This is a genomic window from Pseudomonas sp. RAC1, from assembly GCF_030658255.1.
GTDB lineage: Bacteria > Pseudomonadota > Gammaproteobacteria > Pseudomonadales > Pseudomonadaceae > Aquipseudomonas > Aquipseudomonas boreofloridensis.
In genome coordinates this window covers 38,864-52,598 of sequence record NZ_JAUTXS020000018.1, presented here as the reverse complement: position 1 = coordinate 52,598, position 13,735 = coordinate 38,864, and the positions used below count along the sequence as shown (strand labels likewise).

Here is a 13,735-nt window from a genome sequence, read left to right as displayed (position 1 = left end):
TTGGGACAGCGCTAAGTTAGTCCTGTGCAGGCCGCTGAAACAGCGCTCAACAAGAGAATCACTCTTGTATTAAACGTAACTATAAGTCGCGAAATCTTCGCCAACATCGCTGAAAACGTCTGGGTTGAGCGCCTGCCTTCATTTCCCTGCGCGTAGGCGCCAATGCCGTGGGTGGCCACTTGCCAGTTGGTTGCCGTGGATCAATGTTCCCGCAGCGGTTGCCCCTAGAGTCGAGCACCCTGCCGATTGTCCCCACGATGCTGAGAGCCTGCGATGAAGTGCAATGTGCCCATAACCGGTCGAGCCGTGGATTATCCGGCCGATGCCAACATTCTTTCGACCACCGACCTGGACAGCGTCATTACCTACGCCAATGACGACTTCGTACGCATCAGTGGTTTTTCCCGCGACGAACTGCTTGGCCAACCGCACCATGTGGTGCGCCATCCTGACATGCCGGCGCGCGCGTTCGAACAGATGTGGCGAGCGCTGAAGTCTGGCCGTTCGTGGATGGGCTTGGTGAAGAACCGCTGCCGTAATGGCGACCATTACTGGGTCAGTGCCTTCGTCACCCCGATCAGCAGCGCAGGAAGCACGGTCGAGTACCAGTCGGTACGCACACGCCCCACCGACGAACAGATCGCCGCCGCCGAGCAGTGTTATGCGCGTCTGCGCAACGGGCGGCAGCGCTGGTGGGAGCGCTTGCCGGTACCGGGGCTGCAAGCGCGGCTGTCGCTGAGCATGGCGATGGTGCTGGCGCTGGTGATGGGCGTTGGCCAGGGCTGGACGTCACTGCGTTGGTACGAGGCGCTGTTTCAATGGACTGCGGCCATCGCGTTGGCCAGCCTGGCGACCTGGGCACTGCTGCGCCCTTTCGAGCGCCTGTGCAGCCAAGCGCGAGCGCTGGCGAACAACCCCTTGAGCCAGTAGTTGTACACCGGTCGGCGCGACGACATCGGTCAAATCGACTTCGCCCTGTGCATGCTCAAGGCACAACTGGGCGCGGTGGTTGGGCGCATTGGCGATACGTCGACGCGCCTGGCCGGGCACTCTGGTTCGTTGGTCGAGGCCACCGAGGCGAGCCACGCCAACAGTCTTGAACAGCAGAGCCAGGCGGACCAGGTCGCGACCGCCATCCACCAGATGAGCGCCAGCGTCGCCCAGGTGGCCAGCAGTGCGCAGATGGCGGCGCTGGCGGCCGATCAGGCCGAGGACGAGACCCAGTCGGGGCATCGCATGGTCGAGCGCAATCGCTGCGCGATCCAGGACCTGGCCGGCTCGCTGGTGGAGGCGAGCGAGGTGATCCAGCGCCTGGAGAGCGACAGCGGCGAGATCTCCAGTGTGCTCGATGTGATTCGCGGCATCGCCGAGCAGACCAACCTGCTGGCGCTCAATGCCGCCATCGAAGCCGCCCGCGCCGGTGAGCAGGGCCGCGGTTTCGCAGTGGTGGCCGATGAGGTGCGGGGGCTGGCCCAGCGCACCGCTCAGTCAACCCACGAGATTCAGCGCATGATCGGTGCCGTGCAGGGTGGTACTCGCGCGGCAGTGCAGGTGATGCGCCAGAGCAGCGCGCATGCCGGGCACAGCGTCGAGCAGGCGCGCCTGGCCAGCGATGCGCTGGACGGCATCAGCGTGCGGGTCAACCAGATCAACGAGATGAGCCTGCAGATCGCGGCCGCGGTGCAGCAGCAGAGCCAGGTGAGCGAGGCCATCAACCGCAACATCGTCAGCATCCGCCAAGCCAGCGAAGCGACCGTGACGGTGGGTCAACGCAGCCACGGTAGCGCCGCGGATGTGGCCGCGCTGGCCCAGGAACTGCGGCGGCTGGCCGACGAGTTCTGGCGCCGCAGCCGCTGAAGATCCTTCAGGGTGGGTGCGTCAGAACCCGATGAAGGCGTAGTACACCGGCGCTTGGGCGGTGGTCAGCAGCCCGTGCTGTTGCAGATCTTGCGTCAGGTCGGAGTCTTCCAAGTGCACCGACCATGCGGCGTCGGGTGCCTGCTGCCGGCTCTCCAGCGCCGTCAGGAAGGCCTGTATGTCAGGCAGCCAGGCGGTGAAACCATTGCCTTTGAGCGCGCTGGTGGTCATGCCCAGCATCTGACAGACCGCGACCTTGGCGGCGATGTCGTCGCGGTCGGCCTGGCGCGATGCGTCGATCAGGGCAGCGAGGTGTGGATCGGCAGGGCGATTGCCGACGATCAGTTGCGGGCCTTGCTGCCAGGCTTCGGGCGGGCAGTCCTTGGCGTCTGGACGCAGCGGCAGGTGCGGATTGATTTCCGCCGGGTAGATACGGCACACCAACGGCCGCGTTTCATAAATGCCGCACAGGTTGTCGGCATCAAGATGACGGCAGCGGCCGGGATTGAAGGCTGCAAAGGTGACCGAAACGTGCAGTTGGGCATTGCCGCAGGGCACGGCCAGCGAGCGGCGTAGCACGTGGTCGCGCTGTTCGGGCGGCATGCCGGGGCCATCGGCGACGAACCCTTCGATCAGCACCACCACTTGGCCACCGTTACTGGCCCACTGGTGCGCTTCGGCAAATGTCAGCGGCACATGGTGACCGCTGCAGCACTTGCCACAGCCGGTGCAGGCGAAGCGCAGGCCCTCGCTCACTTGGCGGCCGGCTTCCATTCGGTGACGTAGGCCTGGTGCTGGGCGCGGTCGTACAGGCACAGTTCGGTGCCGGTCCGGTTTTTCATGTGCTTGGGTTTGTAGACGCCTTCGATCAGCAGTGCGCTGTAGGCGGTACGGTCGTCGAACTCAGCAGGCTTGCCCAGGGCATGGGCATCCTTGAACTGGCTGGCGGCCAGGCAACTCTTGACCATCTGCTGGCGATACGCGTTCCAGGCGTCGGAACTGGAGGCATGGGCCGCGCCGGCGGTCATGGCCAGCGCGATCAGGGCAGTACGAAGAAGTGTCATGGCGATACCGACAAATAGACTCGGAAGGGTAGGAAGTATGCCCGAGTCCTACCCTTCATCAAGTGAAGGCACTAGGCCGCCAACTGTATCAGCGTTTTTCCGCATGCACCGCGCGCGCCGCCACCACCAGGCAGTCGGTCAGTTCGGGCGAGGAAAACTTGGTGAGGATTGCGTTGGCACCGGCGAGCTTGGCCTTTTCGGCGCTCATCGCGCTGTCCAGCGAGGTGTGCAGCAGGATGTAGAGGTGCTGGAAGTCAGGTGTCTCGCGTAGCGTCCGGGTGAAGGCGTAGCCATCCATTTCCGACATCTCGATGTCGGACACCACGATGTTGATTTCCTGCCCGGTGCCCTGTAGTTCCAGCAGCACGTTGATCGCGTCCTTGGCGCTGCGTGCGGTGTGGCATTCCAGCCCCAGGTGGCGCAGGGTGTGCACGGACTGTTGCAGGGCCACCTGGCTGTCGTCCACCACCAGGATGTTGGCCGCCGCGAGCAGGCTGGCATCTTCCTCGGCGAGCTGGCCGGAAGGGGCTTCGGGCGGCGGTGGCGCGATGCCGTGGATGACCTTTTCGATATCCAGCACCTGCACCAGCGCATTGTCCACGCGGGTGACGCCGGTGATGTAGGAACGGTTGCCGGAACCATAAGGCGGCGGTTTGATGTCGGTGCTCAGGCAATGCACGATGCGGCTCACCGCCTGGACGTGCAGCCCCTGGCGCGAGCGGCTGATGTCGGTGACGATCAGGCAGCCGCCGTCCGGGTCGGTCAGCGGTTGCTCGCCGATCGCCCGGGACAGGTCGATCACCGACAGCGACTGCCCGCGCAGGGTGGCCACGCCTTTGACGTGGGGGTGGGATTCGGGAAGCTTGGTCAGCGACGGGCAGGGGATGATTTCGCTCACTTTGAGCAGATTGATCGCCATCAGCTTGCCGCTTCGCAGGGTGAACAGCAGCAGGGACAATGCGTCCGCGCGGGCATTGGGCGTGGCCATGGGCAACCTTCGGGAGTATCGAAACGGGAGGATACTCAGGTTATCGGCCTGGCGCGGCCTGGCTTGAGGGGGCGGAAAAGAAATGCGGGCCACGGCCTTGAAGACAAGACGGTCGCCCGCGATGAATCAGTATCGAAGTGATGTTACCCGCGCCCCAGGATCGGGAGCGCGGGTGAACCCGCACTCCTCGGACTGGCGCGTCACCAGTTGTAGCGCACGCCGACACTCACGCCCCAGGGCTGCTCGATGTGCTTGCCTTTCATGTAGTCGAAGCCGGCCTGAACCTGCAGCGTGTCGGACACTTGTGCCGAGATCCCGGTGCCCAGTTCGATGCGGCTACCGGAGAGGTCATTGGCAAACTTGTTGCCGTTGACCCGCACCTGGTTGTCGCGGGCGAATTCATGGGCAGCGGCGACCTTCACGTAAGGCTGTACGAAGCCACCATCTTTCAGCGGGAAGTTGCGCCCGACATGACTGCCGACCTTACCCAGTACTGAACTGGCGCTGTCGGCATTGGCGCGCATGCCGTTGTCCAGGGTGTAGTCGGCGCCATCGATCCACAGCGTCGAGAGTTGGGTGTACGGTTCGACGAACCAGCCGTCCTTGAGCTTGAAGTGCTTGCCCACCTCGACCGTGGCGCCGACACCAGTGTTGCTGTAGTCGCCCTTGGCTTTGCGGCCATCGCTCATGCGCACGTCAGAGCGGTTCTGGAAGCGGTTGGCCTTGATCAGTGCATCGATGTACAGGCCGTCATCGGCCAGCCAGGTGCTGTAGGCACCCACATGGAAGCTGTCGACCTTGCCCGAGGTCCCGCCGGACAGGTCCAGGTTCGAGCGGCTGTAGCCGCCCATCAGGCCGATCAGCCACTGGCCATCGCTGCTGGCGATCGGCATGTCGGCACCGAAGGCGATGCCTTGCTGGGTTTGATCGTAGGCGGCACCGGCGCCGGCGCTGACTTTGTGCTTGTTGCCGTAGCTGCGCAGCCAGCCGCCGCCCTGGTCCTGACCGTTGCGCAACTCGCCCATGCGGGTACGCAGGGTGGAGGACTCGCCGTACCAGACGGTTGGCGCCGCGCTGAACAGGCCCGTCACCGAGCGGGTGCCGGGGGTCGTGGTGTTGCTTTTGCGCACCAGGAACCAGTCGTCGCCGCGCTGCTCGAGGTCGTAGGCATAGGTGCCGAAGTCGACCTGCCCGCCGACCAGGTCGAAGCGTGAACTGCTGCCTTCGCCGGTGTGCACTACGTGATGAGCGGATACCGCCGCATTGGGATCGGTACCGGTGTTCTCCACCAACAGGCGGTGATCGCCGCTGGCCTTGCCGCTGACGTCGACGAAGTCGCCCTGTCCGGTGGTCAGGTCGGCGCCGAGCATGAAGGTGCCACTGCCGGACAGTTCGCCCAGTTGCAAGCGGGTGAAGCCTGCGTTGGCCGGTTCACCGCGCAGGCTCACCGTGCCCTGATCGAGATTCAGGCGGTCCAGATTCGAGTCGCCGGTGAGGGTCCACAGCGAAGAGCCGTCGATGTTCAGCGAGCTGGCGTTGCTGATGGTGCCGGTCAGGCTGGCGTTGTCCGCCAGGGTCAAGTCGACCGTGGCGTCTTCGCTGGCCACGATGTCGCCAGTCAGGCGGCTGTCGCTCACCGAGAAGTCGACCTTGGCATCGTCCTGGACTTCCAGAATGATGCCGTTGCCGCCCACCAGGCGCGATCCATTGGCGACATGAATGTTGACCTGCGTGTCCACAAGCGGAGGGGTGTAAACCCTGATGGCGCTGCCCTCGCGCCCCTCGACGGTGGAGTTGTCGATCAGCAGGTGAGCGTTGTGATCCCCGGGGCCTCGCGCGCCGCCGAAGGTCACGACACCGTTGTTGTCGCCGATTATCCGGCTGTTCTCACGAATCCGGACACTGGCGCCAGCTACGACCACACCGACACCACCCGGCTGCCGATCGACGCCCGGCGTACCCGCCACGCCATGAACCTCGGTGTTGGTCAGGTCCACCAGTGCGCTGTTGGCGGCGTTGATGCCCCGGGCGATCCCGGAGACGAAACTGTTGGAGATGAAGGCGCTGGATGCTTCCTGGAAACCGGACAGACGAATGCCGAAAGCCTGTTCATCAGGCCGGGCCGGGTCGAGCGTGGCTACGATCCGGCTGCTATCGATGACCGCGTGACTGTTGTAGAGCGCGATGCCGTTCTTGCCCTGGGCGCTGACCTCGGCGTTGTTGATGTTCACCTTGGCGCCGTTGGCCAGTATGTGCTGGGTGGCCGCTCCGGGCCTGACATTGAGCGTTGCGCCGGCTTTGAGGTTGTAGTCGTTGAGCGGCGATGACGGTTCCACGGCGAGCGTGCGTCCCTCGGGCACGACGATCGTCGCGGCGTCGACCGCTATCGGCACAGCGATAAAGCCCAGCGCCACCAGGTGCTGGGCGAGTAAGGTAGGTTTCATGATTGGATTCGACCGTAAAAAAATGACGGCGAGATTCAATCCTGAAAGCCTTCCTGGTGATGTAGGAGGATTCGCAAGAGCAGCAGGAAAAAACCTACACCTGCTGCTGCATTGGCTTTCAAATTACCAGCTAAAACGTACCCCGACGTTCACGCCCCAGGGCTGTTCGATATGCTTGCCAGTGCTGTAGTCGACATCGACATGGGCCTGCAACGTGCCGCTGATCTTGGCGACCACGCCCCCGCCGAATTCGGCGCGGGCACCGGAGAGGTCGTCATGGAAAGTGTTGTCGTTCACCTTGACTTCATTGTTGCGCGCAAATTCGCGGGCGGCAGCGACTTTCACGTAGGGCTGCACGAAACCGCCGGATTGCAGGGGGATGGTCCGGCCAATGTGTGTGCCGACCTTGCCGAGCAGGGAGTCTGCCTTGTTGCTGCTGGCTCGCAGATCGTTGTCGAGTCGATAGTTCTCGCCCTCCACCCACAAAGCAGCGACCTGGGCATAAGGCTCTATGAACCAGCCGTCATCGAGCTTGATGTGTCGGCCGGCCTCGACCTGGCCGCCCACGCCGTAGTTGGAATAATCACCTTTGGCCTTGTTCCCGTCGCTCATGCGCACATCGGCTTTGTTGTCGAAGCGGTTGGCCTTGATCACGGCATCGAGGTAATAGCCGCTGTCGGTCAGCCAGGTGCTGTACAGGCCCAGGTAGTAGCTGTCGACGCGGCCATTGCTGCCCAGGCGCATGTTCAGCTCCGAGTCGCTGTAGCCGCCCATGACCCCGACCAGCCACTGTCCGCTTTCGGCGGGTAATGCGGTGTCGATACCGAAGGAGATACCTTGTTGGGTCTGTTGGTAGTCGACTTGGTCAGCGGTCGAAACCCGATAGCGATTGGCGTAGGTGCGCGCCCAGACCCCGCCCTGGCCGGCGCCGCCGTCACGCAGTTCGCCCATGCGGCTGCGCAGCGTGGTCAACTCGCCGTACCACACGCTGGGCGCGGCGCTGAACACGGCGATGGCGGTGGTCGCGCTGGGCGAGATGATCGGGGTCTCGGCCTGGGCCAGGTACCAGTCCGTATCGCGTTGTTGCAGCAAGTAGGAGTAAGCGCCGACATCCACCGTGCCGGTTTCGCTGATCAGGCTGAACTGCGCGGGGCCGCCTTCGGTGTGCACGACCCGCTGTGGCTGATCTCCCGACAGCGGTTCTGCGCCGGTGTTCTGGATGAGAAGGCCATGCTGGCCCTGCGCCTGGCCTTCGATGTTCACCAGATCGCTTTGATGGGCGGCCAGATCGGTGCCCAGCACGAACGTGCCCGCACCTTGGAGGCTGGTCGCGGTCAAGGTGCGGAACCCGGCCTGACCGGCCCGCAGGTCGACCGTACCGCCGTCGAGGCTGAGGGCGCCGACGCTCGAGTCGTTGATCATGTTCAGGCGAGCGTTGCTGGCGATGGCGGTGGCGCCGACGTTGCGCACGGTTCCAGTGAACAGTGAACCGTTGCTCAGGCTCAGCGCGCCGCTACCTGGTGCGTCCTGGGTCATGTCGCCGGTCATGCGGCTGTTGTCCAGGGACAGGCTGGCGACGTTGTTCACGTTACCGTCCAGGGTCGAGGCGTTGTTCAGGCGGATCGCTGTGGTGCTGCCGGTGCCCGAGAGCACATTGCCTTGCAGGCTGCTGGCATCGAGCGACAGCGTGCCGCCATCGACCACATCGCCGGTCAGGCGTGAGCCCGTGGTCAGGGTGGTGCTGCCGACATTGCGTGCAGTGCCGTTGAATTCGGCACCGTTGGCCAGGTTCAGCGCGCCGCTGCCCGGCACGTCCTGGGTCATGTCGCCGGTCATGCGGCTGTTGTCCAGGGACAGGCTGGCGGCGTTGGTTACATTGCCGTCCAGGGACGAGGCATTGCCCAGCGCCACGCGGGTGCTGCTGCCAGCGGCGGACAGTACATTGCCCTCAATGGCGCTGGCGTCTGCCGTGAGCGTGCCGACATTGTTGAAGTTGCCGGTGAATCGCGAACCGTTGGCCAGTGAGGCCGTTGCGCTGGACCCCAGAGGTTGATTGAGATTGCCCACAACCGTACTGGCGTCCAGGGCCAGGCTGTTGAGGTTGTTGAGGTCTCCCGTCAGGGCTGCCGCGTTTGCCAGGGTCACGTCGGCCACGGCACCAGTCGCTGCGCTGATGTTGCCGGTGAGGCTGCTGGCATCGATCAGGACCCGTGCCTGGGCGATGGCTCCGGCCGGATCGGACGGCAAGCCGACTTCGATCAAGGTCTGATTCGCAGCGTTGAGTTGTGATCCGTTGGCGATGACGATGTCGGCCTGCATGGCCTCGCCGCGCAAGTTGCCGACCACGATAGCGCTGCCCTCCTGGGAGGTCAGGCCGGCGTTGTCCAGGACCAGACGTGGTGCGGCTTCATCGCTGTTGAGCGCGAACAGACCCGCCCCCCAGCGGCTGCCCGTGGCATTACTGCCGCGCAGGATCGCTTCGCCGCCAGTGATCGATACCCCCAGGCCACTACCGGCAATCGACGTGCCTTGTGCACCCAGGCCGGTGATGGTCGAGTCGGTGAGCGTCACCGTGCTGCCCGAGGACACGGTGACGCCGCGTCCGATCCCTGAAATCGTGCTGTTCGACACCTCGACGAGGGAGCCTGCTGCGCCTGCCTGCAAGGCGCGAACAGCCTGCAGACCGGTCGCGGAAGTCGAGGATATGGTCGAGTTACGGATCGTGGCGTTCGAGCCGATCATGGATACGCCTGGCTGGGCGCCTGAGTTGACCGACGCACCGTCCAACGACACTGTGGACCCGGCTCTGGCGTTGATCCCCAACGTTTCTGCGCCTGAGAGCACGCTGAGGCTGGCCGACTCGAGCGTCCAGGTCTCAGGAGCGGTGCCTGGGTTGACGGTAGCGCTGTCTCCGGGACCCAGATTAGCCGCCAATGCGAAAGGGGTAAACGCGCACAGCGCCACGAGTGTGGGTGAACGCTTCATTAGAATGAATGTAAAACGGCATCCGGACATCAGCGCGACTCCTGTTGATTTCATAGAGTTCTTCCAACACGGATTTTGTTGCACGCCTGACTATAGAGCGGCATTGAAATAGCGCACCTGATAAAAATGCTAGGTTACAGGCGCGACGGGGCTGCTCTAACTTGATGCTGCGGATGGGCATCAAGACAACGACGCTCTCGTCGAGCCGTGGCTGCCGAGGGTAAGCGTGAATAAAAGGAGCTTGAAAGTTTCTGGTCAGGTTCGTCTTCCACTTCCACGATCCCGAGGACTGTTCAATGAACGCTAGTCAACAAAGAAACAGTGCAGGCCTGGTGCAAAATTCCATTCTTCAGTTGCCGCAGATGCGTATTCCTGCTCGAGATCCCACACGCACCATCGTGCCGGTCGCTGAACTGCAGCGTGATCTCGAAATTAAAGTTCCCAAGAGCCCCGACTTGCGCCCCTTCGACACGATTAAACTCATCCGGGACGGCGTGTTTTTCGGCGATGAGAAGGTCATCACCCAGGCCGAACTGGACGACCCGGCTCTTACAGAATTCACAATGTTGTTTCGCATGGATGAGTTTCCCGCCAAGGGCACCGATGTAGTCATCGCCCTCGATTATGGTATTTACGATCCTGACTCCGAAGACGGTGAAGCCGCGGGGTACCCGTTGCGCACGCGTTTCGACCAACTTGCGCCTGCCGGTGTCAGACCGCCACCGATCGCTTTCACGGACGAACAGTTGGACGGCATTACCGATGCCGATCTGATCAATGACGCGCTGCCAGTGCTGATCAATCCGTATTATCAGGGTGAGGCCGAAGACAAGATCGAGTTGTGGATCGGCTCGCGCGAGGATATCGGCTCGGGCATCTGGTTACCTCAGCCTTTCGAAGTGACCAACCCGGCGCTTTCTACCACCGGCTCCATCACGCGCGCTGAATTGGAGTCGATGGGTGATGGGCGTCGCTTCTTCGCTTACCGTGTGACCGACTGGGCAGGCAATGTCAGCGCGCCTTCGTCGCCGGTGGCCATTGACGTGTTCATCCAATTGCCAGCGCTGCAGGCTCCACTGATCCCTGAAGCCGATGATGGCCTGATCACGTATAACGATGCCTATCCGGACGTCGGCATCGAAATTCCCGCCTATCCTGGGGCATCCGTGGGTGACGAGATCGTGGTGACCTGGGGTGGTCAGACGATGCCTCCCTACCGGCTGACCGCGCAAGACGTCGGCAACGCCCCGATACTGGTGACAATTCCCGTTCCCTTCGCCAGTGCGCAGGCCCAGGGCAACGGGCCAGTGGACGTCACCTACACGCTGCGACGCGGTAACCGTGCCCCTGTCAATGCCCCTATCACCCAAGTCCAGGTCAACCTCAGAACCCCCGGCGGTCCTGATCCTGATCCAGACCCCGAAAATCCAGTGCACGGCAACATTCAACCGCCGGTCGTCAAATGCGGTACCAGCCCGGACAACACCATTGAAGCGCGCGATTTCGGCAAGGATGCCGAGGCGTTGATCCCCAGGCTGGGCAAGGATGGCAACCCAATCTGGGTGGAGGGCGATATCATCCAACTGTATTGGCATGGCCAGGGTGATCCGGGCTTGCAGCCGATTCACGTCAACGCGGCCAACGGCTCTGCGGACATCCGCTACCCCATCCCCTTCGATCCGGTGATCAAGGCGACGGGCACAGGTGAATACGATGTGTACTTCACGGTTACCCGTCTGCTGGGTGCCAATCCTGCTCCCATCCCTGTCCACGTTTCGTCACCGACCCAGTTGGTGAAGGTGTCGGCTGGATCGCAAGTTCCAGGTGGTGAAGACCCCCTTGCACCCGCTACTTTCCCGGATGCGAACGCACGCAACATCATCATCAGAGCGGTTGGCATGGCGGGTACCCGTTTCCGTATCCCTCTGAGTGGTGTGAAGAACATCGAACTGTCCAGAAACCCACGCGTGAGCTACGACTTCTATGGCGTGCGGGTGCCGCTGGGTCAATATACTCCACCAACGGGCCAAGTCGATCCCATCGAGGATTCTCGAATCACGGGTGAGCAGGCCTTGGTCCAAGCGGATATTGATCGGGGCTATGTAGATGTGCTGCTGCCTTATAGCAAAACCTATTACATATGCCGTAATGGGGGGTTCGCTGAATATTCGCTGTCTAATGATGCCGGCGCGAGTTCTCCTCAAGATCGAGGCTATGTGTATTTTGCATTGAACCGGGGCGGCGGTGTTTGTGACGTGCCATCGACTTGATCGCGCATGCACCTATCAATGCAGCAGAAACTTATCTTGAGGATTTGAACATGAAAGCAGACGCAAAGAAATTATCCCTGCCGCCGATTGCTTTTACGGACGATCAGCGTCATGAAATCAATGATCAAACGCTGGAGAATGATGAGCTGTCAGCGGAAGTTGATCCGTTCTTCGGCAGCGAACAGGGCGATGTTGTCGAGTTGTGGGTAGGCGAAAGTCGAAGTTCAGGAGACTTTGTAAGTCCGACCTATACGATCGAAGATCCATCGAATGTACTCGTCGTGTCGTTCAGGCGGATCGATTTGTTGAAAGTCAACAACAAACGTGCGTACTTCGGTTATCGCGTCAACGGCGGGGAGTTGTCGACAGTGGTCGGTATTCCCGTCAGTTTGAGCGAGAGTGCCGGCTGACACCACGCGTTGGCGATTGCCCGACCTGATCTTCAGGTCGGGCCTTGCTCAAGGCCGAGCGCCTGGCGCTCGTTGCTGCCCATGAATCCCCAATCGACGCGCCAACCGCCCGAGGTTGGCGCGGTCGATTCCCAGCTCCCGCGCTGCGGCTGCCCAGTTGTGCCCGTGACGTTGCAGGCATTGCTCGATCACGTGGCGTTGATACCCATCCAGTGCCTCCCGCAAACCGCCCTGGTGTATTGCCGTGTAGTGCATCGACGGCCTATCCGTTTCGGGTTCGTGCCGGGTGATGGGGGTCAGTTCCAGATCGATGGCGTCCAGCGCCAGCAGTCGCGAGGCGGGCCTGCCACGCCCCAGCGCTTTGAGTGCGCAACGACCGATGAGGTGCTCGAGCTCACGCACGTTCCCCGGCCAGTCGTAGGCCAGCAACGCCGCTTCGGCCGCCTTGGTCAAGCGCAGGCTGTCGAGCCCCAGGCGCGATCGATTCTGTTCGAGAAAAAAACCGGCGAGCAACAGCACGTCGCGACCCCGCTCGCGCAGCGCAGGCACCGGCAGCGGATAGACGCTCAAGCGGTGATAAAGATCGGCACGGAATTGACCAGCGCGCACGCTGGCGGCCAGGTCGCGGTTAGTGGCGGCGATCAGCCGCACATCCACCCGGTGTTCCCGGTCCGAACCCAAGCGCTGCAGTTGCCCACTCTGCAACACGCGCAGCAGTTTGGCCTGTACGGCCAACGGCAATTCACCCACTTCATCGAGAAACAGCGTGCCGCCATCGGCCAGCTCGAACTTGCCGCGCCGTTCGCCGTGGGCACCGGTGAACGCACCACGCACATGCCCGAACAGCTCGCTTTCCACCAGGGTGTCGGGCAGGGCGGCACAGTTGAGGCTGATCATCGGCTTGTCGGCGCGGTGGCTGGCCTGGTGCAGGGCTTGGGCGACCAACTCCTTGCCCACCCCGGTTTCGCCCGTGATCAAGACGGTGAGATCGCTGCCGGCGACCAGACGCAACTCCTCGAGCAGGCGCTTGTGCGCCGGACTCTGGCCGATCAACTCCTGGCTGCGGTCAGTGGCCTGGCGGAAAAGGTCGGCCCGACGTTGCTCGTCCTGCACGCGCAGCGCCAACTGGTCGATGCGTTCGGCCACGGTGACGGTGGCTGCGGCAAGGCTGGCGAAGGCTTCCAGCGCGTCGAGTTCCAGGCTCTGGAACTGCCCGGGGGTCAACGCATCGAGGGTCAGCAGTCCCCACGGGCGCTCTGCGACCATCAAAGGACAGCCCATGCAGTCGTGCACATGCAGATCGACGTCGGTGGCTTCGACCAGGCCGTCGTACGGATCGGGTAATGGTGAGTCGCTGGCGAAGCGGGTTGGTTGCGGGCGGCTGAGCAGCACCTGGAAACGCGGATGGTCACTGACCTTGAAGCGCCGGCCGAGGGTATCGGTGGCCAGCCCGTCGATCGCCAGTGGCACCAGCCAGTCGCCCTCCAGACGCAGCAGCGCGGCGGCATCGCAGGGCAGCAGCGTGCGCAGGGCTTGCAGCAGGCGCCGATAGCGCTCTTGATCGGGCAGGTCGCGCGACAGATCGCTGACCAAAGGGAGGAGGGCGGTGAGCAGGGGTTTTGCAGTCATTTGGACTCCTGTTGGTCATCCTGACTATACGCGGGCACTAGTCAATATGACATGAATCCGCTCCAGGGCTTGATTTTGCTGGGCCTGC

Annotated in this window: 8 protein-coding genes and 1 pseudogene; 3 read left to right on the top strand and 6 right to left on the bottom strand. The window is 62.7% G+C overall.

Annotated features, from left to right (window positions below; genetic code table 11):
* Positions 1-273: 273 nt before the first annotated feature.
* A pseudogene (locus Q7C30_RS03955) lies at positions 274-1,857 on the top strand (PAS domain-containing methyl-accepting chemotaxis protein).
* Positions 1,858-1,878: 21 nt separating this feature from the next.
* On the opposite strand, the gene Q7C30_RS03950 reads toward Q7C30_RS03955, so the two are convergent.
* From Q7C30_RS03950 to Q7C30_RS03930, 5 genes are all read right to left on the bottom strand, one after another.
* On the bottom strand, positions 1,879-2,613 hold the full coding sequence (locus Q7C30_RS03950; RefSeq protein WP_317870733.1) for a YkgJ family cysteine cluster protein: 735 nt from the start codon (positions 2,611-2,613) through the stop codon (positions 1,879-1,881).
* On the bottom strand, positions 2,610-2,921 hold the full coding sequence (locus tag Q7C30_RS03945) for a hypothetical protein (RefSeq protein WP_317870732.1): 312 nt from the start codon (positions 2,919-2,921) through the stop codon (positions 2,610-2,612). Before Q7C30_RS03945 ends, Q7C30_RS03950 begins: the two co-directional genes overlap by 4 nt.
* Positions 2,922-3,009: 88 nt before the next feature.
* Positions 3,010-3,909, bottom strand: coding sequence for a chemotaxis protein (locus Q7C30_RS03940; RefSeq protein WP_317870731.1), 900 nt, complete (start codon positions 3,907-3,909; stop codon positions 3,010-3,012).
* A gap of 200 nt (positions 3,910-4,109) precedes the next feature.
* Positions 4,110-6,353 (bottom strand): autotransporter outer membrane beta-barrel domain-containing protein, encoded by a 2,244-nt coding sequence (locus Q7C30_RS03935; protein WP_317870730.1) that lies wholly within the window; start codon positions 6,351-6,353, stop codon positions 4,110-4,112.
* Between the two features lie 123 nt (positions 6,354-6,476).
* Complete coding sequence (locus Q7C30_RS03930; RefSeq protein WP_317870729.1) at positions 6,477-9,338, bottom strand: autotransporter outer membrane beta-barrel domain-containing protein; 2,862 nt, start codon at positions 9,336-9,338, stop codon at positions 6,477-6,479.
* Between the two features lie 296 nt (positions 9,339-9,634).
* Between Q7C30_RS03930 and Q7C30_RS03925 the strand changes: the two genes are divergently transcribed.
* Together Q7C30_RS03925 and Q7C30_RS03920 are read left to right on the top strand one after the other, a co-directional pair.
* Positions 9,635-11,608 carry a hypothetical protein gene (locus tag Q7C30_RS03925; RefSeq protein WP_317870728.1) on the top strand — a complete coding sequence of 658 codons (1,974 nt, stop codon included), beginning with the start codon at positions 9,635-9,637 and terminating at the stop codon, positions 11,606-11,608.
* Positions 11,609-11,658: 50 nt separating this feature from the next.
* A complete protein-coding gene (locus Q7C30_RS03920; protein WP_317870727.1) occupies positions 11,659-12,018 on the top strand; it encodes a hypothetical protein in 360 nt (119 codons plus the stop codon).
* A gap of 48 nt (positions 12,019-12,066) precedes the next feature.
* Here Q7C30_RS03920 and norR read toward each other — a convergent pair whose 3' ends face one another.
* Positions 12,067-13,647 (bottom strand): nitric oxide reductase transcriptional regulator NorR, encoded by a 1,581-nt coding sequence (norR, locus tag Q7C30_RS03915; RefSeq protein WP_317870726.1) that lies wholly within the window; start codon positions 13,645-13,647, stop codon positions 12,067-12,069.
* Positions 13,648-13,735: the final 88 nt, after the last annotated feature.

Coding starts and splice junctions, on each gene's coding strand:
- Q7C30_RS03945 (WP_317870732.1), bottom strand. CDS start 2,921: ATGACACTTCTTCGTACTGCCCTGATCGCGCTGGCCATGACCGCCGGC.
- Q7C30_RS03935 (WP_317870730.1), bottom strand. CDS start 6,353: ATGAAACCTACCTTACTCGCCCAGCACCTGGTGGCGCTGGGCTTTATC.
- Q7C30_RS03920 (WP_317870727.1), top strand. CDS start 11,659: ATGAAAGCAGACGCAAAGAAATTATCCCTGCCGCCGATTGCTTTTACG.
- norR (WP_317870726.1), bottom strand. CDS start 13,647: ATGACTGCAAAACCCCTGCTCACCGCCCTCCTCCCTTTGGTCAGCGAT.
- Q7C30_RS03940 (WP_317870731.1), bottom strand. CDS start 3,909: ATGGCCACGCCCAATGCCCGCGCGGACGCATTGTCCCTGCTGCTGTTC.
- Q7C30_RS03930 (WP_317870729.1), bottom strand. CDS start 9,338: ATGAAGCGTTCACCCACACTCGTGGCGCTGTGCGCGTTTACCCCTTTC.
- Q7C30_RS03925 (WP_317870728.1), top strand. CDS start 9,635: ATGAACGCTAGTCAACAAAGAAACAGTGCAGGCCTGGTGCAAAATTCC.